At 65.9% G+C, this 19,561-nt stretch carries 32 protein-coding genes; 26 read left to right on the forward strand and 6 right to left on the reverse strand.

The genetic code is table 11. From position 1 onward, the window contains the following. The first annotated feature begins 210 nt into the window (after nucleotides 1–210). From D3218_RS19030 to D3218_RS19100, 14 genes are all read left to right on the forward strand, one after another. Nucleotides 211–522 carry a DUF6074 family protein gene (locus D3218_RS19030; protein ID WP_136625137.1) on the forward strand — a complete coding sequence of 104 codons (312 nt, stop codon included), beginning with the start codon at nucleotides 211–213 and terminating at the stop codon, nucleotides 520–522. Beyond that, nucleotides 519–1,505 carry a winged helix-turn-helix domain-containing protein gene (locus D3218_RS19035; RefSeq protein ID WP_119541665.1) on the forward strand — a complete coding sequence of 329 codons (987 nt, stop codon included), beginning with the start codon at nucleotides 519–521 and terminating at the stop codon, nucleotides 1,503–1,505. Before D3218_RS19030 ends, D3218_RS19035 begins: the two co-directional genes overlap by 4 nt. Then, nucleotides 1,505–1,930 (forward strand): hypothetical protein, encoded by a 426-nt coding sequence (locus D3218_RS19040; protein WP_119541666.1) that lies wholly within the window; start codon nucleotides 1,505–1,507, stop codon nucleotides 1,928–1,930. Before D3218_RS19035 ends, D3218_RS19040 begins: the two co-directional genes overlap by 1 nt. Then, nucleotides 1,927–2,154, forward strand: coding sequence for a helix-turn-helix domain-containing protein (locus D3218_RS19045; protein ID WP_210209715.1), 228 nt, complete (start codon nucleotides 1,927–1,929; stop codon nucleotides 2,152–2,154). Before D3218_RS19040 ends, D3218_RS19045 begins: the two co-directional genes overlap by 4 nt. Nucleotides 2,155–2,326: 172 nt before the next feature. Then, complete coding sequence (locus D3218_RS19050) at nucleotides 2,327–3,151, forward strand: hypothetical protein (protein WP_119541667.1); 825 nt, start codon at nucleotides 2,327–2,329, stop codon at nucleotides 3,149–3,151. Beyond that, the gene (locus tag D3218_RS19055; RefSeq protein ID WP_119541668.1) at nucleotides 3,148–3,330 is read left to right on the forward strand and encodes a hypothetical protein; all 183 of its coding nucleotides are present in this window, start codon (nucleotides 3,148–3,150) and stop codon (nucleotides 3,328–3,330) included. The genes D3218_RS19050 and D3218_RS19055 overlap by 4 nt, the downstream gene beginning before the upstream one ends. Next, nucleotides 3,320–3,685, forward strand: a complete 366-nt coding sequence (locus D3218_RS19060; RefSeq protein WP_119541669.1) for a hypothetical protein — start codon at nucleotides 3,320–3,322, stop codon at nucleotides 3,683–3,685. Before D3218_RS19055 ends, D3218_RS19060 begins: the two co-directional genes overlap by 11 nt. Beyond that, complete coding sequence (locus D3218_RS19065) at nucleotides 3,670–4,020, forward strand: hypothetical protein (protein ID WP_119541670.1); 351 nt, start codon at nucleotides 3,670–3,672, stop codon at nucleotides 4,018–4,020. The genes D3218_RS19060 and D3218_RS19065 overlap by 16 nt, the downstream gene beginning before the upstream one ends. A gap of 3 nt (nucleotides 4,021–4,023) precedes the next feature. Further along, complete coding sequence (locus D3218_RS19885) at nucleotides 4,024–5,958, forward strand: tape measure protein (protein ID WP_168990604.1); 1,935 nt, start codon at nucleotides 4,024–4,026, stop codon at nucleotides 5,956–5,958. A 1-nt stretch (nucleotide 5,959) separates the two neighbouring features. Next, complete coding sequence (locus D3218_RS19075; protein ID WP_119541671.1) at nucleotides 5,960–6,634, forward strand: Gp138 family membrane-puncturing spike protein; 675 nt, start codon at nucleotides 5,960–5,962, stop codon at nucleotides 6,632–6,634. 34 nt (nucleotides 6,635–6,668) lie between these two features. Next, entirely contained in the window at nucleotides 6,669–7,100 is a 432-nt protein-coding gene (locus D3218_RS19590) for a phage tail assembly chaperone (RefSeq protein ID WP_136625138.1), read from the forward strand. Between the two features lie 100 nt (nucleotides 7,101–7,200). Beyond that, nucleotides 7,201–7,797, forward strand: a complete 597-nt coding sequence (locus tag D3218_RS19890) for a hypothetical protein (protein WP_168990605.1) — start codon at nucleotides 7,201–7,203, stop codon at nucleotides 7,795–7,797. After that, complete coding sequence (locus D3218_RS19095) at nucleotides 7,791–8,336, forward strand: hypothetical protein (RefSeq protein WP_119541674.1); 546 nt, start codon at nucleotides 7,791–7,793, stop codon at nucleotides 8,334–8,336. The genes D3218_RS19890 and D3218_RS19095 overlap by 7 nt, the downstream gene beginning before the upstream one ends. Beyond that, nucleotides 8,336–8,644 (forward strand): hypothetical protein, encoded by a 309-nt coding sequence (locus D3218_RS19100; RefSeq protein WP_119541675.1) that lies wholly within the window; start codon nucleotides 8,336–8,338, stop codon nucleotides 8,642–8,644. Before D3218_RS19095 ends, D3218_RS19100 begins: the two co-directional genes overlap by 1 nt. Nucleotides 8,645–8,660: 16 nt before the next feature. On the opposite strand, the gene D3218_RS19105 is transcribed toward D3218_RS19100, so the two are convergent. Continuing rightward, on the reverse strand, nucleotides 8,661–8,978 hold the full coding sequence (locus tag D3218_RS19105) for a hypothetical protein (RefSeq protein WP_136625139.1): 318 nt from the start codon (nucleotides 8,976–8,978) through the stop codon (nucleotides 8,661–8,663). 297 nt (nucleotides 8,979–9,275) lie between these two features. Here D3218_RS19105 and D3218_RS19110 point away from each other — a divergent pair, with 297 nt between their 5' ends. Beyond that, the gene (locus D3218_RS19110; protein WP_119541677.1) at nucleotides 9,276–9,638 is read left to right on the forward strand and encodes a hypothetical protein; all 363 of its coding nucleotides are present in this window, start codon (nucleotides 9,276–9,278) and stop codon (nucleotides 9,636–9,638) included. 51 nt (nucleotides 9,639–9,689) lie between these two features. On the opposite strand, the gene D3218_RS19115 is transcribed toward D3218_RS19110, so the two are convergent. Further along, a complete protein-coding gene (locus D3218_RS19115; protein ID WP_119541678.1) occupies nucleotides 9,690–9,890 on the reverse strand; it encodes a hypothetical protein in 201 nt (66 codons plus the stop codon). A 226-nt stretch (nucleotides 9,891–10,116) separates the two neighbouring features. On the opposite strand from D3218_RS19115, the gene D3218_RS19120 reads away from it, so the two are divergent. Genes D3218_RS19120 through D3218_RS19595 form a run of 5 tightly spaced genes read left to right on the forward strand, consistent with a single transcriptional unit; the run spans nucleotide 10,117 to nucleotide 12,422 of the window. After that, nucleotides 10,117–10,641 (forward strand): hypothetical protein, encoded by a 525-nt coding sequence (locus D3218_RS19120; protein ID WP_119541679.1) that lies wholly within the window; start codon nucleotides 10,117–10,119, stop codon nucleotides 10,639–10,641. Nucleotides 10,642–10,643: 2 nt separating this feature from the next. Further along, nucleotides 10,644–11,294, forward strand: a complete 651-nt coding sequence (locus tag D3218_RS19125) for a hypothetical protein (protein ID WP_119541680.1) — start codon at nucleotides 10,644–10,646, stop codon at nucleotides 11,292–11,294. Continuing rightward, on the forward strand, nucleotides 11,294–12,064 hold the full coding sequence (locus tag D3218_RS19130) for a hypothetical protein (RefSeq protein WP_119541681.1): 771 nt from the start codon (nucleotides 11,294–11,296) through the stop codon (nucleotides 12,062–12,064). Before D3218_RS19125 ends, D3218_RS19130 begins: the two co-directional genes overlap by 1 nt. Then, nucleotides 12,061–12,222, forward strand: a complete 162-nt coding sequence (locus D3218_RS19895) for a hypothetical protein (RefSeq protein ID WP_168990606.1) — start codon at nucleotides 12,061–12,063, stop codon at nucleotides 12,220–12,222. The genes D3218_RS19130 and D3218_RS19895 overlap by 4 nt, the downstream gene beginning before the upstream one ends. Continuing rightward, nucleotides 12,219–12,422, forward strand: coding sequence for a hypothetical protein (locus D3218_RS19595; RefSeq protein WP_136625140.1), 204 nt, complete (start codon nucleotides 12,219–12,221; stop codon nucleotides 12,420–12,422). Before D3218_RS19895 ends, D3218_RS19595 begins: the two co-directional genes overlap by 4 nt. A 161-nt stretch (nucleotides 12,423–12,583) precedes the next feature. Here the strand turns inward: D3218_RS19595 and D3218_RS19135 are convergent, their stop codons facing one another. Continuing rightward, entirely contained in the window at nucleotides 12,584–13,084 is a 501-nt protein-coding gene (locus tag D3218_RS19135) for a hypothetical protein (protein WP_119541682.1), read from the reverse strand. 307 nt (nucleotides 13,085–13,391) lie between these two features. Here D3218_RS19135 and D3218_RS19140 point away from each other — a divergent pair, with 307 nt between their 5' ends. Then, nucleotides 13,392–13,673: a hypothetical protein gene (locus tag D3218_RS19140; protein ID WP_119541683.1), complete on the forward strand. Its 282-nt coding sequence runs from the start codon at nucleotides 13,392–13,394 to the stop codon at nucleotides 13,671–13,673. Nucleotides 13,674–13,701: 28 nt separating this feature from the next. After that, nucleotides 13,702–14,004 (forward strand): hypothetical protein, encoded by a 303-nt coding sequence (locus D3218_RS19145; RefSeq protein WP_119541684.1) that lies wholly within the window; start codon nucleotides 13,702–13,704, stop codon nucleotides 14,002–14,004. A 290-nt stretch (nucleotides 14,005–14,294) separates the two neighbouring features. Here D3218_RS19145 and D3218_RS19150 read toward each other — a convergent pair whose 3' ends face one another. The 3 genes from D3218_RS19150 to D3218_RS19160 all read right to left on the reverse strand — a co-directional run bounded on the left by D3218_RS19150 (nucleotide 14,295) and on the right by D3218_RS19160 (nucleotide 16,368). After that, a complete protein-coding gene (locus tag D3218_RS19150; RefSeq protein WP_119541685.1) occupies nucleotides 14,295–15,266 on the reverse strand; it encodes a site-specific integrase in 972 nt (323 codons plus the stop codon). Between the two features lie 162 nt (nucleotides 15,267–15,428). Then, nucleotides 15,429–15,737 carry a ribbon-helix-helix domain-containing protein gene (locus tag D3218_RS19155; protein WP_119541686.1) on the reverse strand — a complete coding sequence of 103 codons (309 nt, stop codon included), beginning with the start codon at nucleotides 15,735–15,737 and terminating at the stop codon, nucleotides 15,429–15,431. Beyond that, nucleotides 15,727–16,368: a nucleotide-binding protein gene (locus D3218_RS19160; RefSeq protein WP_119541687.1), complete on the reverse strand. Its 642-nt coding sequence runs from the start codon at nucleotides 16,366–16,368 to the stop codon at nucleotides 15,727–15,729. The genes D3218_RS19155 and D3218_RS19160 overlap by 11 nt, the downstream gene beginning before the upstream one ends. Nucleotides 16,369–16,588: 220 nt before the next feature. Between D3218_RS19160 and D3218_RS19165 the strand changes: the two genes are divergently transcribed. From D3218_RS19165 to D3218_RS19180, 4 genes are all read left to right on the forward strand, one after another. Next, on the forward strand, nucleotides 16,589–16,825 hold the full coding sequence (locus D3218_RS19165; RefSeq protein ID WP_119541688.1) for a ribbon-helix-helix protein, CopG family: 237 nt from the start codon (nucleotides 16,589–16,591) through the stop codon (nucleotides 16,823–16,825). Nucleotides 16,826–17,008: 183 nt separating this feature from the next. Beyond that, the gene (locus D3218_RS19980) at nucleotides 17,009–17,848 is read left to right on the forward strand and encodes a helix-turn-helix domain-containing protein (protein WP_210209716.1); all 840 of its coding nucleotides are present in this window, start codon (nucleotides 17,009–17,011) and stop codon (nucleotides 17,846–17,848) included. 178 nt (nucleotides 17,849–18,026) lie between these two features. Further along, complete coding sequence (locus D3218_RS19175) at nucleotides 18,027–18,269, forward strand: helix-turn-helix domain-containing protein (RefSeq protein ID WP_119541689.1); 243 nt, start codon at nucleotides 18,027–18,029, stop codon at nucleotides 18,267–18,269. A 67-nt stretch (nucleotides 18,270–18,336) separates the two neighbouring features. Next, nucleotides 18,337–19,561 (forward strand): AAA family ATPase (locus D3218_RS19180; protein WP_136625141.1); only part of this gene is annotated, 1,225 nt, incomplete at its 3' end.

Below are 19,561 nucleotides of genomic sequence, written 5' to 3' on the forward strand. Positions count from 1 at the left end.
GGGGGCCGGAGGTGTCGTGCGGACAGACACCCATGGCCCTCTTCCCGAGAATCTCACTGCGCTTAGCCGTAGGGCTCAGGAGGTGAGAGGAGCGGTTGAAAGGCCGAAGGGCCTTTCGCGGGGTGCAGGGGTCGAAGACCCCGCCAAGACTGCCCGCGCCGGTGACGGTGACGGTGCCCACAGGCTCTCTCGTGCTGGCTGAGGTGTTCGATGGACAGGCACTCCGATCTTCCCTTGTTCCGCTGGACGCCGGCTCTGGCCGAGGTGATCCCGTTCCCCTGCCGCGCGCGCATCGCCAAGGTGCGGCGCACGGCGCAGATCCTGGACGAGACTACGCCCCAAGGCGCTGACGCCTATTGGGAGCGCACCGTGTCGGACCTTCGCCGGCAGATGCAGGCGGCAGGCATCCTAGGCGATCGGATCGACGCCGAGCTGCGGACCTTCTTCGATGCCGTGCAGGCGGAGCTCTATCGACGCGGTTACGCCGCCCTCGCCGGATCGACGGGGGACACCGCTGCATGACCGCCGCCGCCGCGTCCAAATTGGACACCGAGAAGCTGCGCAAGGCGCATCGCCTCATGACCGGCGGCGCAACCGATGGTGAGCGATCGGCTGCGACCGAAGGCGCGAGGAGGCTTGCCAGAGCAGCCGGCATGACGCTGGAAGATGCCCTGTCCAGTTTGGACAGTCGCCCCGCGCCGCCTCGGCCGAAGACCTTGTTCGAAGAGATGCAGGATGCCTTCGAGGCCGCCAGTCCTGGCCACAAGGCCGAGCGTGCGGCGTGGGATGCGGAGCGCCAACAGAAGCGCGAGAAGCTCCGCCGGGAAGCTCTGGACGAGTTCGGGAGTGAAGACGCCATCTGGGCCGAAACGGCAAGCGAGCGGGCTCTGCGCAAGGCGTTGGAGCCGCTCGCTGACTGGGGCACGATCGCCAACACCGGCCGCCGATACATCAAGGGGTATGCGGGTTGGACAGTTGGGCCGCCACCCCAGCAGCTGATGGAAGCCCTGGTGAAGGCCTGCCCATTCCCGGCGGACGTTGTAGGGCTCTGGCGTGAGTATCGCGCGTGGGATCGCCTGTACGAGATCCGAGAGGCTTTCGAGCAGCACCATTCCCAAGCCGAGCACGTCCAGGCGCGCGTCGCGGCGCTGGAACACATGCTCGACACGCTCTCGGACTGGACGCCGGAAGGCTTCGCCGCTCGCCTCGAATGGCTGAAGTTCCGGACCGAAACCGACAGGTCGCACGACGTCGACGACGACTTGGCCATGATCGCCACCATGCAGCGGGACTTCGCGATGCTGCGAGCGATGTTCATGTCGAAGGGCGCCCAAGCTGGCGCATCACCGGAAGCCGTCCAAACTGGACACCGCACCACCGCCGAGAAGCGCGCGGACGTCCTGTCCATATTGGACACCCACCCCGATCTCTCCGACCGCGAGATAGCGCGCCGCGTTGGCGTCAGCCCGTCGACGGTTGGAACCCTGCGCAGGAAGGCGTCGTGATGGAACCTCGCATTCAAGACATCCTCGCAGACCTCGGAATCGTGGTCATCCCAACAGCGCGCCGCCGGCGGCCAGGCGAGACGCACGCCGGGGGCGTGATGCGCCAGATCGTCGGCGAGCATGGCATGGACGTGCTCGAGCTCACGCTTCGCCTGATCCGCGGCAGCCGCTTGAACGCCGAGGCCCTATCCTCCGAGACGATCGGCGCCTTGGCTGACGTCCTCGCCCAGCGCCCGGACTGGCACTCCCGGCGGGACGATCTCGCGCGCGCCTGCGAGGCGATCGACCTGGAGGCATTCCGAGCCCGTGCTGTAGCCCGCCGGCCGTGGCCGGTCAGAGGCTTCCTGCGCCCGTTGCTCTACGATGCCTTCGATCGCCACCTGACCCGGCGCAACGCGCCCGAAGGGATGGAGATGGCCGCTTGAGGCAGGAAATCCCGGACCTTCTCGCTGGCTACCTCAACACGCCCCAGGCTGCGGCCGCGCTGCGTCTTGCGCCGATCACGCTCACCAGGTGGAGGGCGCAGGGCAAGGGCCCGCCATGGTGCCGGGTCGACACGCGCGTCTTCTATCGCGAGGCCGATCTGCGCGATTGGGTGGAGGAAGAGGGCCGCCGCGTTCAGTCTGAGGTAAAGACTGCATCCAATTGATATCGTGAGATAATCAAGGATAACGATCGATCGTCGAGACTGCTGATCGTCTCCTGTAGCTGTAGAGGCAACAGGAGGCGATCCCCATGCATAGACCCTTCCCGACGATCCTTCCCGCCGCTGGATTCGCTCCGAAAACTTCGTTTATCGGAACCGAAAACGGGGCAGCCCGATGAGCCTCGCCGATCGCGTCATCGAAGCCCTCAAGGCCGGCAAGTCCGCCGGCATGGCCACCCTTATCGAAGACGTCGAAGCCGGCATCCTCGCCGCCGAGCGCCGCAACACACAGGCGGCCGAGCGCGCGCTGGATCCGTTCCTGGCCGAGAGCGAGACCGCAGAAGCGCGTCAGACCGCGCAGGACGCCACCTACGAGCGCGACCGGCTCGTCAATGCGGCCAAGCGGCTGCGGGAGGCCCGGTCCTCCTTCATTGCCGCCGAGCAGCAGGCCGAACGGCGCCGCATGTACGACGACGCCCTCGCCAAGCGCGATGCGGCCGTCGAAAGCCTCCGAGACTATCCCGAGCTGGCGAACGCCATCGGTGAGATCCTGGCGGAGGTGCACGCGGCCGAGAACGCCGTCATGCTCGCCAATCAGAACCTTCCGGCAGGCGTCCAAGGCCTCGAAGGCGTCGAAACGCTCTCCCGCGGCCCGATGCTGGACGCCTACCTCACTGCACCGATGTCGTTGCTGCGGATCATCCTTCCGGCGATGCGTCATCGCGGCATGCCGATCTACGGCCCCGACAGGTCGTCGCTCTACAGCACGCCAGTCTTCACCCCCGAAATCACCAGTTCGGCAGAGCGCCCGTCAAGCGACGCCGAAACAGCCGAGGCCCCCGAAACGGTTGGTGCTCGTCAAGGGGCCTCGGCGCCCAATTCAAACCCGGGTGCGGCGAGGTCTGCCGCCGCCTCCGATAGGACCGGCGAGGCGGGTGTTTCCTGGTCCGCCCCCTCGCCGGTCCGCCCCATGTTCCACGACGCGGGAGAAGCCGCATGATCGCCCCCGACAAACTCGCGGAGCTGCGCCGGATGCGCGCCGCCGCGAATGCAAGCCTGGCTATGGCCTTCGTCGATGCCTTCGAAGCGGCCAAGGGGCCCTTGGCCGGCATCCACGCCGATCTCGTTCGCGCGGCAGCGAAGGTGCGCGCAGATGTGGAGGCCTTCCATGGCCGATGACACCTGCCGCTGTGTCGGCTCCTACTGCACCTGCGACGGTTCTCCCATCCTCAAGGACGGCGCCCGCGCTCGGATCCCTTTCTGGGCAGGCGATCGGATCGCGCTTCCGCTCATGTTTAAGGACGGCTCGATCTCCGGCGAGAAGCACACGGCGGCCGACGCCATGCTGTCCGACAGCGACCGAGCCTATGCAGAGATGAAGGCGCGCGACGCCAACGCCTGGCGCGGGGGCGAGGCCCCGGCGATCACGCCGCAGAAGATCGTCGACGGCGGGCCGGAGTACGCCCGCGGCATCCAGGACGGCGCCTACGAGGCGATGAAAGAACGCGACCGCAACGCATGGCGGGGGCGCTGACCATGCCGCTCTCTGGCCTGCACGTCACCATTGGCGAAGCCCGGAATGCCGGGCCTTTCACGCTCTACGAGGGGGGCAGAGAGGGGCCGCAGCTCCACGGCAAGGTGCTTCTCTCCGAGACGCTGGCCGCGCCCGGCACCTCGACGATCGTTACGCCGCCCTATGCCTACGAGCGCGGACACCTCGTCGCGTCCGTGCGGTGCTCGAAGGACGCGTGGGTGGCCGTCGGCGCTGCCCCCAACGCTTCAACCGGACCGCGGGACTTTCTGCCAGCCAACACCGACCTCGACATGATCGTGTCGGCTGGCGATCGCGTCGCCTGGCTGGAGGCGTAAGCAATGATCGCCGATAGCCTCATCGCCCTTCTGGGGTTCAAGTTCGAAGGCGCCGACGACGCGCGCCAGTGGAATGCGACCCTGAAGAACGCCGAGCAGAAGCTGCAGGCGTTTTCCGATCGCGTGACCACCATTGGCCGCGCCATCGCGTTGGGCATGGGGGCGGCTGTCGGCGGCGCTGGCATCGCCCTTGGCAAGAACGTGATGTCCCTCTCGGCCGAGTGGGAAAAGTACACGGCCACGCTCGAGACGATCGAAGGCTCGAAGGAGAAGGCCGAGGCCTCCCTGGATTGGGTATCCGACTTCGCCAAGCGCACGCCCTACGACCTCGCGCAGGTCACCGAGGCCTTCATCAAGATGCGGGCCTATGGCTTGGATCCGACCGACGGGAGCCTCTCGGCGCTCGGCGACGCCGGCTCGGCCATGGGCAAGGATCTCATGTCCGCGGTCGAAGCGATGGCCGATGCCGTCAACGGTGAGCAGGAGCGCCTGAAGGAATTCGGCCTGACGTCGAGCACCGTCGGCGACCAGGTGACGTACAGCTGGAACAAGAACGGCCAGAGCTTCTCGAAAACGATCCGCAAGAACGGCGCCGAGATCTCGAAATTCATCAAGGAGCACATGCAGGCGAACTTCGGCGGCGCGATGCTGCGCCAGTCGAAGACGTGGGATGGCATGTGGTCGAACATGCTGGACAGCTGGGACGATTTCCAGCGCCGGATCGGCCGCACCGGCTTCTTCGAGTCCATGAAACGCGGTCTCGGGGATGTCCTCGACAAGATCGACGAGCTGGACCGCAACGGCACGCTCGACCTGTGGGCGACGCGGCTGGGGTTTGCCTTTGAGTGGGTGGTGGAGAAGGCGAAGGGCTTTGCAGTCCGCATTGGCGGCCACGTCGAGACCATCATGGGCATGTTCAACGGAAAGTTCGGGAACATCGGCGAGAACCTGAAGCCGATCCTGACGGTGCTGGGTTTCGTCCTCGCCCGCCTTTTCCCGGTCACGGCGGCCTTCGTTGCGCTCAATCTCGCGCTTGAGGACTGGCTGACGTACATGGCCGGCGGCAAGTCCGTGATCGGCGATCTCGTCCAGGCGCTGGCGGACTTCCTCGGCGCTGACCCCGACAAAGTGGCAACCGCACTCGGCGAGATCGCGAAGGCCACGGCGTGGTTTGGCGCAGCTGCCATCGGCATCGGCATGTTCACGGGTGCGTTGGGCCGCCTGGCGGGAGTCCTCACCATTATGAAGGGCATGCGCTGGGCGACGGCGTTCCTCGCCGGTTTGGCGAATGTCCAGTGGGGCGCGGCCATCGCCGGAGCCGGAGCGTCTGCGGCAGGTGCCGGCGCCGTGGCGGGTGGTGGCGCCGCAGCGGCAGCGGGCAGGGCAGGCGGAAGCGCAGTAGCAGCCGCCGGGGTCGCGCGCGCTGCTGGAGGCCCTGGAGCCGTGTTGGCTGGCGGGCTTGCCGGGATCTACCTTGTCGACAAGATCCTGTCCGCCATCAACGAGCGGATCAAGGAGATCGGCACCGATCCCCAGTGGGCGAAGGATCGCCTGGCGCCCGTCGCGAACAACGGCATCGGCCAATCCGGCCACTACAGCCTCGCCGGCTCTGGAGCGGCTGACTTCTCGGCCTACGAGGCTCGGATGCAGGGCGGTGGCGGTGACGGCACCCAAGCCGGCATCAACGTGATGAAATCGCTCTACGAGAACGCAAAGAGCTGGTGGGACAGCGCCAGCGCCGCCGCTTCGGCCGCCAGCCTGGCCGCCACGATCAACGACAGCCGCGACCAGTCGGTGACGAACAACGTCTCGGCGCCGGTGACCGTCAACGTCCAGCAGGCCTCACAGGCCCCGGCCGCGGTCGGACGGGCGATCTCCGACGCCATCCCCAGCACGGCCGTGCCCCCGACCCGCACCATCGATCTAGGGAACCGCTAACATGGTCGGAAACGTCGGGAAGACCACGAACAACCTCATCGACCAGATCGAAGCCGTTGCCCAGGCGGAACGTGAAGATCAGTGGGGCGAGATGCCGGGGCGGATCGTCGCCTTTGATGCTGCGAAGCAATCGGCCACCATCCAGCCCCTCTACATGCGCGTCATGAACGGGCAGCCGATGGCGCTCCCCGAGCTGCTCGAGGTGCCGGTGCGCTTCAGCCGTTCGGGCCGCGGCTCCATCACGTTCCCGGTGCAGGTCGGCGATCGTGTCACCCTGCGCCCGCAGATGCGCTCCAGCGAGAAGTACCACGCCGATCCGGATCAGGCAGACGGCTACGTCGCTTCCGACACGCGCACCTACAACCTGTCCGACATGGAAGCGCACCTTGATGGTGGGGAAAGCCTTCTGGACCCCATCCAGAACTTCGACGCCGAGAACACGCACGTGCGCTTCGACGGTGAGGGAAAGTTCGGGATCAAGGGCAGCGCCGACGGGAAGATCTCGATCGAGGGCAGCGAGGGCAACGTCTACGACATCATCGCCTCGATGTTCGAACTGATCGCCACCGACGAGCTCCTGATCAAGCACGGCTCGTCTTCGGGCTCCGGGCACGCCCTCCAGAACCGAGACCAACTCATCGAACTGGCTGCCAAGCTGCGAAGCATGGCGCTCTGACCCCTAACCCACTGAAAAACAAGGAACCAGCACCATGGCAGAGAAGAAATTCGGGAACCGCCTCTTCAAGGTCGACCAGCCGCTCGCCACCCAGGCGATCGTGATGCAGGGGCGCCTTCTCAGGCTGATCGGCCCCGCGTCGGATAAGCTGCCGGCACTGTTCGATCCCGCGAACCGGAAGGGCCCGGCAGACCAGACCGCAGCTCTGAGGATCATGGGCGTCCTCGTGGAGGTGTTCGGGCACACCGAACCGGAAGCCACCGCCGCGTTGCTCGGCGACATCGTCAAGATGGCGCAGGTGAAGGGTGCCAACGGCAGGTACGAACAGGCCGACATCGACACCGAGTTCTCGTCCGACCCCGGCGAGCTCTATGCCGTCGTCGCGTGGATCCTGCGCGAGACGCTCGGCCCTTTTTTTTCAGGGCTCGTGGCCAATGGGAGCCTGAAGAACGTGGTGGCGGCCTAAGCGATGCGCAGGTCCGCCGTATCGCGCCGAACCTCAACTTCTGGCTCTGGCGCCCGATCCTGGCGGACCCGCCCCTCTACTCGGTTGGAGATCTCGAGACATGGGTGACACTTACGCACGTGATGGACTGCCACGAGGCTCTCGACCTCAAGGAGGCGTCATTGCAGAAGGCGCAGCAAGCCGCAGAGTTGAATTCGTCTCGCCGGTAGGTGGGGCCGAGGGGCAGACCAGGCGCGAGATTGCCAAGGCCATCCTTCGCCGTAAGGCCGGCCTTGGCCCTCTGGGCGCCCTGACAGCGTCAGAGCAGGAAATCCACGTTCCCGGCGATCTTCTCGCTGTGCGGGGTTTGGCGGCCGCAGAAAGGGCTACAGCGCGCCTCGCCTGCGAGGTGTTCGCCCAGCCGGCCGAGAAGGGTGCCGACTGCCTGGCGATGATCTATGGCCTACGGGGTGCGGGCAGCCTCCGCCCGTGGCTCTCGCGCGAGACGGCCGACACGGCCGAGCTGGCACGCCAGGATCTCGAACCGGAGTTCGGCGCCGGATGGCGCGAGGAATGGGAACGGCGCCAGGACGAGGCCTTCCTGATGCTCGAGGCCCGCATCGGACGCAGCTGGCCGCAGGTTCTTGCCGCCCGTATCGTCGCCGAGCAGCGCGCCGAGGCTTCATCCGACAAGGGAGGTTTTCGGAGCCAATGCTGAAACCAACCTGCAGGATCGTGAAATCGGCATCGCTCAAGAAGGACGGTGGCCTTCTGGGGCGTGCCCTGGCCGCGATGGGCGGACCGAACCAGGTCAAGGTCGGGTTTCCGGCCAGCAAGACCGAGGATGGCATCGTCGATCGCGCCATTCGAAACGAGTTCGGGACGCGGGGCAGCGGCAAGTTTTTCGTCCGGAAGGGCAAGGGCGGCAAGGTCATGGGCGGCTTCGGCGGCCCCGTGCCCGAGCGCCCGTTCATGCGCAACGCGATGCGCTCCAACCGCGACAAGTATCAGCGGGCAATGGCTGCGGCAGCGCGCCGGATCCTGCGCGGGATCATGGCTGGAGAAAACGGCGCCACCCTAAAGCGCGAGGCGCTGGAGCGGCTCGGCGCACTGGCGCAGGGTGATATCCAGAAAGAGATCACCAGCCTCCGAAGCCCGCCCAACTCGCCTCTGACGATCGCCCTGAAGGGCTCGTCCAACCCGCTGATCGACACCGGCGAAATGAGGGCAGCCGTCACCTGGACGATCGAGGACTGATGGTGGGCCTCGATCGGGAGCGTCTGATCCGGATCGCCGGGCTCCTGACGTCGGACAAGATGGGCGAGCGTGCCGCGGCCGCCGCGAAGGCGAGCGACATGCTCCGCGCTGCCGGAATGACATGGCGAGACGTCCTGAGCCACACACAAGGCGCCCCACGCGTGTTGCTGATCCCGGCCGACACTTCCGAGCAGGATGCAGAGATCGCGCGCCTACGGGCTTCCCTGGCGGCGAGCGAGGCGCATCGGAGGGCCCTGGCCGCCCAGCTTCAGGCCGAGCGGTCTGTCTTCTGGACGGAAATCGACTGAGCCCGGCCGGATCCCGCTAGGCCGAGAGCCCCAGGAACGGGATCAGGAAGCCGGCAGCTGCGCCGCTGATCAGCCCGCCACCGATCGACCAAGCCGTCTCACGTGTTCCGAAGCCGATCGCGCTCCCGGCCACCGCGGCGCCGACTACGAACAGGGCGATGTTCGCCAACTGCGAGCTCACGTTGAAGATCAGGAAGCCTGCGATGCTCAGGGCAATCCCGGCCACGATGACGACGGCACCCTTCCAGATCGGAAACTTCATCACCCAGGCGAACAGGGCGCCGCCGGCGATCATGGCCAGCGTCACCCACAGCAGGATCTCGTTCTCGGCCATGATGGGCTCCCAGCGCGTGCGGCCCATCGATCTCAAGAGGGCCGCGACCTGTCAACTGGAGCGGGTGAAACCATGACAAACCATAACAGGGCCGCCCGTCGAGCCCTTCAGCGTATGGAATATATTTCCAAAGTTGGCGGAGCATGACCGGGTGTATGGAACGTCATGCCATACGCGGCGCGATTTCGGCCGGAAATGGCTAAAGTAGCAGGGAAATAGCCGGCGGGGGCGCCTCAGTCGTTTTTGTCGATTGCCGGGATCCCGGCTTCGATTGGGCTCCAGCCAAAGGAGAGCCCAATGCGCAAGAGCCTCGCACAGATCGCCAAGGAAGACCGTGTTCGAACCGAGAAGTGGCGCGCGGAGCGCACGGCCCGGAAGGTCCCCGAGTCCCGCCAGGTCGACAAAGCCGTGTTGACCGCCTTCCTCCAGCGCGGCCGTCAGGGCCCCGTCTTCATGATCGACGAAGCTGCCCTGGCCGAGATCTTCCACTTGTCCGTCAGGCTGCTGGTGAGCTGGCGGTGCGATCAGGCCGAGTCCGTCAAGGCCATGAAGAAGCGCGTGGCGGAGCTGATGGATCGCCGGCAGATGGAGGCCCTGGCGACGCGGGAGAGCTGGGCGGAAACCGACCGCCTGCGGGATGCCGAGGGCGTCACGGCGTAGGGTCTTCCTATGCCCGACACCCCCGTTACTCCGACATACGGCGTACGGTGATCAGGCCTTCAGGAAAGCCTCTATCTGGTCCGCCGTCGCCGTTGGCTTCCCCTCGACCGAGACAGGGTTTCCGTCCCTGTCCGAGAGCGTGAAATGGCCGTAGTCGATCGCCTTCGGATCGATCCGCCGGATCTTCTTGAGCTGCATTCCCTGCCGCTCCGCCATCCGTCGGATGCGGTTCTCTTGGACCTTGTCGGCCATCGTCTAAAAGTCTCCGGTTTCGGTAGAGACTCCATACATGATACCGAACGGCATTCCCAGAGGTATGCTTGCAATTATGCTGAGAGATATGCTACGTGGTTAATCGGCCCGAGCGGGAAGGTGAGATTTCCCACCCGGGCCTAACCGAAACGATCCTATGGAGATCGATGTGGCTGACTCCCAGCATAGCACACTCACGCGTAAAGACCTGTCTACGATCGAGCGGGTGAAAGGAATTCTCCGCGAACTCGACCAGGAGGCGATCGACGCGCGCATCAGCGCCACGACCGCCACCCTCTGCGTCGACGTCTTCCTCAACCGCAAGCTGCCGGTGGGCGAGCAGGGCGCGGACGTGGTGGCCCTGAGCGAGGACGAGACCGAGCTTCTCACCCATCACGCGCACCGGGCGGAGGATTCGATCCGCCGCGTGGCTGGGGCCCTCGGCGAGGCCGGGCGAGCCGCCAAGTCCCTGCCGCAGCCCAACATCATCATCTTCGATCCGATCGTGGGGGCCATCGAGCGGTATCGCATCGCGCGGTCCTGCATGATGCTCCCCGACACGTCCGACGAGGATGCGGAGACCCTTCACCGGGAAGCGATGCAGCCCTTTTCCGGAGACGAGCCACCGATCGTCCTGTCTTCGAAGGGCGCGATCGAGGCGCTGAACCTCGTCATGTCGTGGAAGGATCTCGACCCCGTCGACGCCAACATCGTCCGCGGCGTCGTGCGCTTCCTGGAAGGGCGGGCCTGATCATGCTCACCCGTCGCGAAGCCCTGTCCACCCTCACGAAGGGCGCCGCCGCTGGCGCCCTCACCGCCGGCGCGATCGGCGCGGCACACGCCGCCTCGTCCGACATCCTCCGCCTGATCCAAGCGCACCGGCTGGCAAAGGAGGCATTCGCCGATGCCGTCGCAGCCCTCGACGAAGCCGAAATGGTGTTCGATCGGGACTATGACGCCAACCCCATCCGTCTGAAGGGGCATCTGGTCGGCTGCATCGATCCTGCCTACGAGACCCGAACGAGCCTCACCAAGTACCACGAGCGCGAGCGCGCGGTCTTCGTCGGCGAGCGCGTCCAGCACCTCTATCCTGCAGCTCACAAGCTGATCTCCGATCGCATCGACCAGATGGAGGAGGAGGATCTCGCCCTGTTCGACACGGCGCGCCAGATGCTGGCCGAGCGGCGGGCCGCGGCCGGGCTGGATACGCTCGAGAGGCAGCATGAAGCGGCCGAGCGCGCCGAGTACGAGGCCTATCGCGCGTTCGCTGCGTTCGCGCCGCAGACCATGGCTGACGTCGCCTCCAAGGCCGCATACGCCCTGGAGCTGGTCGAAGCGGGCGGCGACGCTCACGTGTGCTTGGACGCTCTGGTGGACTCCCTTGTGAACGGGAGGGCTGCGTGATGCGGATGAATCGTCGCTCCGCCCTCGGCATCCTCGCTGGTGCCAGCACCGCAACCGCCCTGGCGATCGTGCCGGCTCAGGCGCAGACCGCGCAGGACGCCATCAGCGCCGATGTGAACCGGCTCCTGGAGGCATACGAGACCGCCAGCCATGAAGAGGACCGCCTGTCGGCGGCCTTCGAAGCCGCCTACGCGCAGCTGCCGGAGTGGGCGCGTGACGGCGGGAAGTTCCTGAAAGCCGACGGGAGCTACACGCCGGGAACATCGGCTTGGCCCATGGTCCCAAACGCTGCCCCCGACACGAACCCCATGGTGTATCGGAACGTCAGGCCCAGCCTCGAGGACATCGATCAGAACTTCGCCGTCATGATGCCCCCTCCGGGCTTCAAGGGTCGGAAGTATCATCGGGCGGAATGGTTCAGACGACGTCGCGCATGGATCGCGCGGGTCCGAGAGCAGCGGAGCGAACGGGAGAAGGTTGGCCTGCCTGCGCTTGAGGCGGCCGCAGACGACGCAGGGACCGCTGTGTGGGAGGCTCGGTACGATCTCCTCGCACTGGAGGACCGGACCGGCAATGCCGACTACATCGGCTGCATGGCCTATCTGGCCGCCACGTCGTGGGGGCGCCGCGATCCGGCCCTGGATCAATACAGCGGCACGCTGCACGCTCTGGCAGGCTCCCTGAGGTCCATCCACCCGTCGACCACCGGATATGTCCGCGAGGCGATCGGCCGCTTCCTGGCCGGTTACGAGGCGGAGGTGATGGCGTGACCCACATCACCCTTCATCTGCCCCTCGCCCTCGCCGGCGTCTGGCTGGTCGCCTTCGGCTTCATGATCGCGTCGCCCATGGGCATCCTGTGCGTCGCGCTCGGCGTCGTCGTGGGCGCCCCTGCCCTCCTGTTCTTCATCGCGGGGGTGCTGGCATGAAGCGCGCAGTCAATCACCTGACGGTCGTGCCCTCTCACGTGCAGCAGCTGGAGGCAGCCGTGCACTGGCTGGTCAGCATGAAGCGCGCGGACTGGCCGAGCCCGATCGTGCCCGAGCTGCAGCGCCGGTTCGGGCTATCCCCCAAGGACGCCTGCACCACGCTGCGGGAATTCAGCCTGGAGATGGCCAAGGCCAGATGATCCAGCATGCGTAGGGCTCTCGTCTCGGCGGGGGCCCTTTCGCTTCCGAAAAGAACCCTTGTCGGACCCAACCCGGCGCGCTCTCCGATGTGAACAATTGTCAACGCGCCTGATCGGCGAGGGGGCAACATATGGCAACGCCGCGGACCACTCTTGCTGCCCTAGAAGCCAGACCATTGCTCGTTGTTTCGGCGGGGGAGAGGCTGCGCCAGCCCGAACCAGAAATCCGTTTCGCAGGCAACGCAGCGATATAGGTCCTGCCGATCCGCCCCCTTGTGCCTGAATTGAAGGATGGACCGCTTTCGCCGTTCGAAGCACGTCGGACAGATCCGGTGATGTGGCTCCTCCTGGGCAAGCTCCTGCCGCAGTTCATAGGCGAAGGTGTTCCCGCCATAGTCGGCGAGCTTGTATCGCGCCGCGACCGCCTTCCATGCTTCGTCCTCGTCGATCCGGGCTTTGGCTTGGCGCAGCTGGTCGGCGAGCTCCATGATCTGCAGCTGGGCCTGCATCGCGCCGGACTGCGCGTCCATGATGATCCGCTGCAGGTCGACCACCCTGTCCGCAATCACCGTCTGATCGCGTAGGCCGACCATGGCCTTCGTCATGTCGGTGGCGGCCTTCAGGGCGGAAACCATCCCTGCAATCTGCGAAACGTCGACCATCGGATTCCCCGCCGTGAGTGCTCATCGCATCCAAGCTGAAGCGCTGGGGCTTGGCCAGCGGGGGCCGTCTCTGAGGGTAGCAAATGGTAACGTCCGGAGCCCGGCCGATGACGAAAAATGATGACATTTGAGGACATCGAGGGGACAGCAAATGACAGCGCCTCGCCGGCCGTCGCAGGGGCATCCAGCGGGCTCGGCCGTTTGAAAGAAATGAGAGCAAATCAGAGCATTCGGTTTCTAAAATAGATGGGAAATAGAAATCGCCCGGCGCCGCCCGGGGAAAGGTTTTGAAAGGGTCGGACGCCCCATGAACCCCATGCTTCCGCACGGCAACTGCCTGGATCTCGGCTGGTGCGTCCTCCGGCCCCTCTCGGATCAGCTGGCCCTGAAGGTGCACAAGGTGAAGACCTACAGCCAGGACGAGGCGAGGATGGCCGCCTACGCGCGCCTGAGCCGGTCCCGGTTCAAGGCGCTGCCCGACGACCGGAAGCGCGAGCTGCGCCTTGGCTGCCTCTGGATGACGCGCCAGTTCGATCCGCCCAGGGTCGGAACCCCGTTCTACGAGGAGACCGAAGCCTCAGGGCTTTGAAAAACAATCATTGGATATCAAACGAGGTATGGGCGCCGGCACCCCGTTGCACGCCCACAACCGATGGGGGCATGTTCTGCCCTGGTACATGCCCGATGGAAACTGGATCGGCACGCGCGGCGTCTCGGATGGAGCGTGCCTCGTGAATGTCCTTGCGAGACAGGCCTATGTCGGCCGCGGTGACGGTTTCAACGTTCCCTTCCGGAACCTTGAAATTGCGACCGCCGCCATGCGAGGCGACCTCACCTCGGTCCTGCGCCGCGTCGTACTCATCGGCCAGAAGCATCTTCGCGCGGGCTTCGATCAGCAGAGCGTCGGCTTGGGCGCTTGAAAGAAATCAGCGGATATCAACCAGGGGCCGGCACCGTCATGAGGTTGGGTATGGGCGACCTCACGCAACTATGGTGCCGGTAGCGGCACCTTTGATATCGGCTCGGTAATCAAGGGGGAAATCAAGGCGGGGGTGCCTCTGCCTTGATCCAGTGGGGCCGGTGCCGTCCCTAGTAGGGAGCCAGTTTCTTGACCAACCATCTCCTTAAAAGTCAGGAGACGGCCTAGAAAGTCAGGCCGGTGGGGTAACGGATCGATACCCCATCCGTGAGGTGGCGTTTCACCACCCCATCAGAGGAAGCTGGCGCCCGAGTGATCCTTGAACAGGTTCGACTTGCGGATGTAGCCGCGGACGGTGCGCACGTCCTTGTGCCGGCTCTGGTCCATGATGCTGCCCTCGGCTACCCCGCTCTCGGCCGCCGTGGTGATGTAGCCCGCGCGCAGCGAATGCCCTGAGAAGCCGTCGACGTCCAAGCCCGAAGCCTTCGCATAGTGCTTCACCAGCTCGGCCACCGACCGATCGGAGAGCCGGGCATCCTGCACCTTTCCGCCCTTCCCCACCGGCCGGAAGATCGCGCCCTCTTCGATGCCTGCCGCCTCGAGCCAGGACGTCACTGCCTCCACCGGGCGCAGCTTCTCCCCGTTCGGGATGGCGATCACCTGCCCTGCCCCGTGCTGGTCCGTCTTCGAGCGCCGGATGGTCAGCACGATGCCGTCGGGCCCGACCTCCAAGTCCGACACGTTGAGGCCGACGATCTCCGAGCGCCGCAGCGCGCCGGCGAAGCCCAGGAGGAGGAGCGCGCGATCCCGCTTGCCCTTGAGCGTGTCGGCTGGGATTTCAGCCAGCATGCCGGTCACCAGCGCCGCCGTCGCCGCACGCTTCTTGTTCGGCGCCACCCCGATCTCCCGGCGGATGCCTTCCATCTCCTCGATGACGAGCTCGCTGGCCGTCGGCGAGACGTGTCCGGCCTTCAGGTGCATGAAGCGGACCGCCGCCAGCTTGGTCTCGATGGTGGAAACCTTCCGCCCGGCCGCGCGCTCCGCCTCGATGAACAGGACCAGCGTCTCAGGCGCCGCAGGAAGGTCAGGGAAGCCGTTCGCGGCGCACCAGGCCCTGAAGGACCGCAGACACGAAGCATACGCTCTGAGCGTTCCCTTGGCCTTGGAAGCGCGCCGGGTCTCCTGCGACCGCTCGTAGAGATGCACCAGGTTCGGAGAGAGCGCATGGACCGGAACGGCCACGGTGATTGCGGTCGAGGTCATCGGGCTTCGGTTGCCTCCGATAAAGGACATTTTCGGAACCAATCGTGCCTTAGACCCTCCGGACCTGTCAACCTCGTTTCCTGCGAACCTTCGAAGGTCATAAGGGGTGGAGCCCCAGCCCTGAAACGTCAGGCAACGCAAGCGCCAACTTGGCGCCCGCGCTCACCGGCGAGACCGCCCGCTGGGGACGTTGGCCGAGACCGGCACGAGCGGCGGCAGCCCCCTCGCCTCAAGCATCATGTTGAACGCCTCGTGGCCGAGCTTCTGGATCGAGAGCCCGGTGTCGAGGCTCAACTGGCGCAGCCGCTTCCGGTCCTCTGGCGAGACCAGGACGCTCACCGGGACGATCTTCGCGGCGGGTGGGTCGATCGGCGCCGCCGGCGCGGCGACCGCGGCGCTGGCCTCCTCTGGCGTGTCGTCGTCGAGGCCGCCCATCACGTCCGCCAGCGTGCGCCCCTTCTTAGTGCTCATGGCCTGCCGCCTCCGTCTTGATCCAGTCCCACACCTTGCGGATCTCGGCCGCCGCCTCCCGAGCGCCCTGCCCCTTCATCTCGCCGACGCCTCGCCCCTCCAGTGATGCGTCGAGGTAGGCCGTCCGGTCCGTCAGGTAGAAGGGACAGACGGGGATCGGGTAGCGCGACAGGGCAGCGCGGGCGCCGGTGGCCCTCGCCTCGTTCCTGGCAGCGTTCACGATCAGCACGGCGCGCTTCTCGAGGCGCTTGAGGATCTTCAGCGTGTCGCCCACGGCCTCGATGTCATCGGGCGATGGCCGGATCGGCACGATGACGAGGTCGGCGACGCGCGCGGCTTCCGCCTCCGGCTCCGTCACGGCGGGCCGGGTGTCCACGAATAGCGCCCCCGCCTTGCCCTTCAGCGCGGCCGCCACCCTCGTGAGGTCTGAGCCTTCCAAGGTCAGGAGGTCCGGACGTTCTAAGGGCGGGTCGATCTCCTGCCGGCGCTGCCACCACTTCGTGCTCGTCCCCTGCGGGTCGCGATCGATGATGATGGCCGGGCCGTCCTCGGCCGCCAGGACCGAGAGCTGGCGGACGAGCGTGGACTTCCCGGCGCCGCCCTTCTGCGAAATCAGCGAAAAGGTCTGCACCTCTGCACCCCCTGTTCTTTGAACCTTCGAAGGTCTGCACCTGCGATGGGCCGTAGGCCTGCAGGGCAGGAGGGTACGACCTCCGACGCCCTGAAGGTTCGAAGGGCGCAGACCACCGCCGCAGGCTTGCGCGGGCCTGACGGGGCTGTGTGACGGCGTGGTGGCGTTCCCCTCGGGTCTCGCGTACGCCTAGCTAGTTAACGAGCAGAGGGCCGTTCCAATGAGTCGCACCAAAGCCTCCGAGCATGTCGAGCAGATGCGTGCGCGTCGCCGGGCAGTGGGCGTGCGCTCGGTCGAGGCCGTGCTCCACGAGAGCGAGATTGCCGAGCTGGACCGCCTGAAGGCGACGCTCGGCGCTGCATCCCGATCCGAAGTCCTGCGCGTGCTGATCGCGCGGACGCGGTCGGAGACCATCACCCCGTCCGACCTCGCGTTGCTCAACCAGAGCGCCGCGTGATGACGGGCACCGGCACCATAACGGAGACGCCATAGGCAAAGAAAAAGGCCCCGAGCTGGGAGCCGCGGAGCCTTGATCTGAACGTGCTTGGTCGCCGTCAGATTTAGCCTCCCCCGACCTCATCGTCAACGGAAACGCGGCTTGCCCGCCACGGACCTGCTTTGCCCCGCGCAAGGATGGACCATGACGGCAGAACGATATCGCGCGCCCCTACGCCAGGGAGCGCCAGCGGCTGGGCATGTGCATCGAAATCTCGATGCAGGTGACGGAACGGACCTGTTTGACCTCGTCCCAGCCAGGAACGAGGTTCACCCCGACTTCGCAGCTCGAGCTGCCATCTGGCGGGATCACGGCCGCGGGCTGATCTCGCTCGCCGAGGCACAGCGCCGATCGGCGGCGGTCGGGGAAAAGGCGTTCCAGTCCAGAACGGCTATTTCAGCCTCGCGCCCCCGCCACGCTCGCCCGGCGCCGAACACCAGCCGCCAGTATGCCGGCGAGATGGCGACCACGGCCGCGCGCGACGATCGCCTGACCCCGAACGCGAAGAGCCTCCTGACCGTGCTCCGGGCCCGGTGCGGGAAGGGACGTCGGACAGAGATCACCAAGGGCACCATGGGCGCCGTCATGTCGCGATCGGCGCGGACCGTGCGGCGCTACCTCGTCGACCTCGTGCGCTTCGGCTACATCGAACTGGAGATCCGGCGCACGCTGCGCGGGCTGCACACCGGCCTCGTGGTGCGGCTGACCGAGAAGGCGCTACCGTTCTTCGAGGACAGCAAGGGCCTCGCCGCATGGCTGGCCGAGACGCCCGCCGCAGTCGCCATGCCCTTCACCGGCCGGCCGCTCTCCGGGCACCAGCCCATTCGTGACAGTGAAAGGTGGGGGCACTCCCAGTCTTCACTCTCAGGGAAACCAGGGGTGACACTCCTGTCATCCAAAAACCAGCTCCGAAAATCTCACTTATCGGAAGCAATGTTTTCGCTCTTGAAAGGGCAGGGGAGGAGGGCAAAACCACCCTTCTGACCCACCGCTCTCCGCCGACGTCAAGACGTTCCCGACCCGTTCCGGTTTGTTCCCCATCCATTTTCACGGGGAAGGCGGAAGGACGCCTAATGTTTGCGTTTTTCGACAGCTTGGCGTTCCCCGCGAATCCATCCTGCGCTATATTCCGATCACTCAAGCGATTGAAACGACAGACCCAATGTCACCGGACCAATGCCGAGCAGCCCGCGCCCTCCTGGATTGGACTCAAGCCGAGCTTGGGCGCTACGCGAACATGTCCCCGGTCACCATTCGATCCTTTGAGAAGGGCGAGCGAACCCCGATCGCGAACAACCTGTCTGCGATCCGTCGGACGTTCGAAAACGCTGGAATCGAGTTCATAGGCGGCCTCCGTCCTGGCGTGCGCTGGGCCAAGCCGCGGGACAAGGAACCTGACGAATGACCTGCCTGCGTCACGAACGACATGCAGCGGTCGGAGCGGCCGCCATCCAGAATCCAGCGAGGGCGAATTGAGCCCGTTCCTCACCGTCGGCGAGATCGAGCACTCGCTTATGACCGATCCGCCCCGGCGCCGGTTCGTCATTCCCAGCCTTCTTCCGGCGGGGCCCGGCCTCCTCTACGGCTCCAGCGGATCCGGCAAGACAGGCATCGCGATCCGGACAGCCGTTGTTGTTGCTGCGGGGCTTCGATGGGCTGATCGGGAGACAGAAGCCGGCAGCGTCCTCTACGTCGCGGGCGAGGACATCTACGGGGCGAAGGAGCGCATGGTTGCTGCAGCCCTCTCGCTCGGCTGCGACACGTCCACGCTGCCGCTGGCATTGATGGAGGCGCCTGCCGAGGGGTTGGGTCAAAATGCGGCCCGTATCGCTGTCCTCGGCGCTGCGCAGAGCTTGGCGAAGAGGACCGGCATTCCGATCGCCCTGATCGTGATCGACACACTGGCTGCGTGCTTCGGCCCGAAGAGCCAAGACGACGCGACCGCAGCCTCCGAATACATGGGCAACGTCGATCGGACGGCGCGGGAGCTCTCCTGCGCGATCCTGAGCATCCACCACACCGGCAAGGACACCAGCGCGGGCATGCGCGGCAGTCAGGTCTTCTTCGACCGGGCCGACGTTGTGCTCCGGGTGAAGCGCAGCCAAGAGACCAGCTTCCTCACCGTCGAGAAGATGCGCAACGAAGCCGGCGGCGATCGCTTCGCCTTCGACATCGCATCCACCATGGTCCCGGTGTCGAGCGGCGCGATATCGGTGCAGGTGGTGCGCGGGCTGCGCGCCCTCGAGCGGTCGACGGAATCGGCCGAGGAGGGGAAGGAACGGAAGGCCACCACCCTGCGCGCTCAGATGCTCGGCATCCTGACGCAGATGGCGACGGGGGGCGCGGCTGATCTCGGCACCTGGAAAGCTGCCTGCTATGCCGCTTGGCCAGAGAAGGCCGAAGGAACCCGCAAGACACTGTTCCACCGGAACCGTTCCGAGCTCCAGAAGGAGGGACTGATCCGGATCGAAGGTCAGTCCGTAACCGTCACCGTAACCGGAAATTCCGAGGTTACGCCACCGGTGACGTCTGAAGCCGTAACCGTCACCGTCACCGACCCCCCCTCTACAGAGGGGGCCGGAGGTGTCGTGCGGACAGACACCCATGGCCCTCTTCCCGAGAATCTCACTGCGCTTAGCCGTAGGGCTCAGGAGGTGAGAGGAGCGGTTGAAAGGCCGAAGGGCCTTTCGCGGGGTG

Source organism: Aureimonas flava (genome assembly GCF_003583935.1).
GTDB lineage: Bacteria > Pseudomonadota > Alphaproteobacteria > Rhizobiales > Rhizobiaceae > Aureimonas > Aureimonas flava.

Bases quoted from the DNA above. Each gene is read 5' to 3' on its own strand.
- D3218_RS19030 (WP_136625137.1), top strand. From the start codon at position 211: ATGGACAGGCACTCCGATCTTCCCTTGTTCCGCTGGACGCCGGCTCTG.
- D3218_RS19035 (WP_119541665.1), top strand. From the start codon at position 519: ATGACCGCCGCCGCCGCGTCCAAATTGGACACCGAGAAGCTGCGCAAG.
- D3218_RS19040 (WP_119541666.1), top strand. From the start codon at position 1,505: ATGGAACCTCGCATTCAAGACATCCTCGCAGACCTCGGAATCGTGGTC.
- D3218_RS19050 (WP_119541667.1), top strand. From the start codon at position 2,327: ATGAGCCTCGCCGATCGCGTCATCGAAGCCCTCAAGGCCGGCAAGTCC.
- D3218_RS19055 (WP_119541668.1), top strand. From the start codon at position 3,148: ATGATCGCCCCCGACAAACTCGCGGAGCTGCGCCGGATGCGCGCCGCC.
- D3218_RS19060 (WP_119541669.1), top strand. From the start codon at position 3,320: ATGGCCGATGACACCTGCCGCTGTGTCGGCTCCTACTGCACCTGCGAC.
- D3218_RS19065 (WP_119541670.1), top strand. From the start codon at position 3,670: ATGGCGGGGGCGCTGACCATGCCGCTCTCTGGCCTGCACGTCACCATT.
- D3218_RS19885 (WP_168990604.1), top strand. From the start codon at position 4,024: ATGATCGCCGATAGCCTCATCGCCCTTCTGGGGTTCAAGTTCGAAGGC.
- D3218_RS19075 (WP_119541671.1), top strand. From the start codon at position 5,960: ATGGTCGGAAACGTCGGGAAGACCACGAACAACCTCATCGACCAGATC.
- D3218_RS19590 (WP_136625138.1), top strand. From the start codon at position 6,669: ATGGCAGAGAAGAAATTCGGGAACCGCCTCTTCAAGGTCGACCAGCCG.
- D3218_RS19890 (WP_168990605.1), top strand. From the start codon at position 7,201: ATGGGTGACACTTACGCACGTGATGGACTGCCACGAGGCTCTCGACCT.
- D3218_RS19095 (WP_119541674.1), top strand. From the start codon at position 7,791: ATGCTGAAACCAACCTGCAGGATCGTGAAATCGGCATCGCTCAAGAAG.
- D3218_RS19100 (WP_119541675.1), top strand. From the start codon at position 8,336: ATGGTGGGCCTCGATCGGGAGCGTCTGATCCGGATCGCCGGGCTCCTG.
- D3218_RS19105 (WP_136625139.1), bottom strand. From the start codon at position 8,978: ATGGCCGAGAACGAGATCCTGCTGTGGGTGACGCTGGCCATGATCGCC.
- D3218_RS19110 (WP_119541677.1), top strand. From the start codon at position 9,276: ATGCGCAAGAGCCTCGCACAGATCGCCAAGGAAGACCGTGTTCGAACC.
- D3218_RS19115 (WP_119541678.1), bottom strand. From the start codon at position 9,890: ATGGCCGACAAGGTCCAAGAGAACCGCATCCGACGGATGGCGGAGCGG.
- D3218_RS19125 (WP_119541680.1), top strand. From the start codon at position 10,644: ATGCTCACCCGTCGCGAAGCCCTGTCCACCCTCACGAAGGGCGCCGCC.
- D3218_RS19130 (WP_119541681.1), top strand. From the start codon at position 11,294: ATGCGGATGAATCGTCGCTCCGCCCTCGGCATCCTCGCTGGTGCCAGC.
- D3218_RS19595 (WP_136625140.1), top strand. From the start codon at position 12,219: ATGAAGCGCGCAGTCAATCACCTGACGGTCGTGCCCTCTCACGTGCAG.
- D3218_RS19135 (WP_119541682.1), bottom strand. From the start codon at position 13,084: ATGGTCGACGTTTCGCAGATTGCAGGGATGGTTTCCGCCCTGAAGGCC.
- D3218_RS19140 (WP_119541683.1), top strand. From the start codon at position 13,392: ATGAACCCCATGCTTCCGCACGGCAACTGCCTGGATCTCGGCTGGTGC.
- D3218_RS19145 (WP_119541684.1), top strand. From the start codon at position 13,702: ATGGGCGCCGGCACCCCGTTGCACGCCCACAACCGATGGGGGCATGTT.
- D3218_RS19150 (WP_119541685.1), bottom strand. From the start codon at position 15,266: ATGACCTCGACCGCAATCACCGTGGCCGTTCCGGTCCATGCGCTCTCT.
- D3218_RS19155 (WP_119541686.1), bottom strand. From the start codon at position 15,737: ATGAGCACTAAGAAGGGGCGCACGCTGGCGGACGTGATGGGCGGCCTC.
- D3218_RS19165 (WP_119541688.1), top strand. From the start codon at position 16,589: ATGAGTCGCACCAAAGCCTCCGAGCATGTCGAGCAGATGCGTGCGCGT.
- D3218_RS19980 (WP_210209716.1), top strand. From the start codon at position 17,009: ATGACGGCAGAACGATATCGCGCGCCCCTACGCCAGGGAGCGCCAGCG.
- D3218_RS19175 (WP_119541689.1), top strand. From the start codon at position 18,027: ATGTCACCGGACCAATGCCGAGCAGCCCGCGCCCTCCTGGATTGGACT.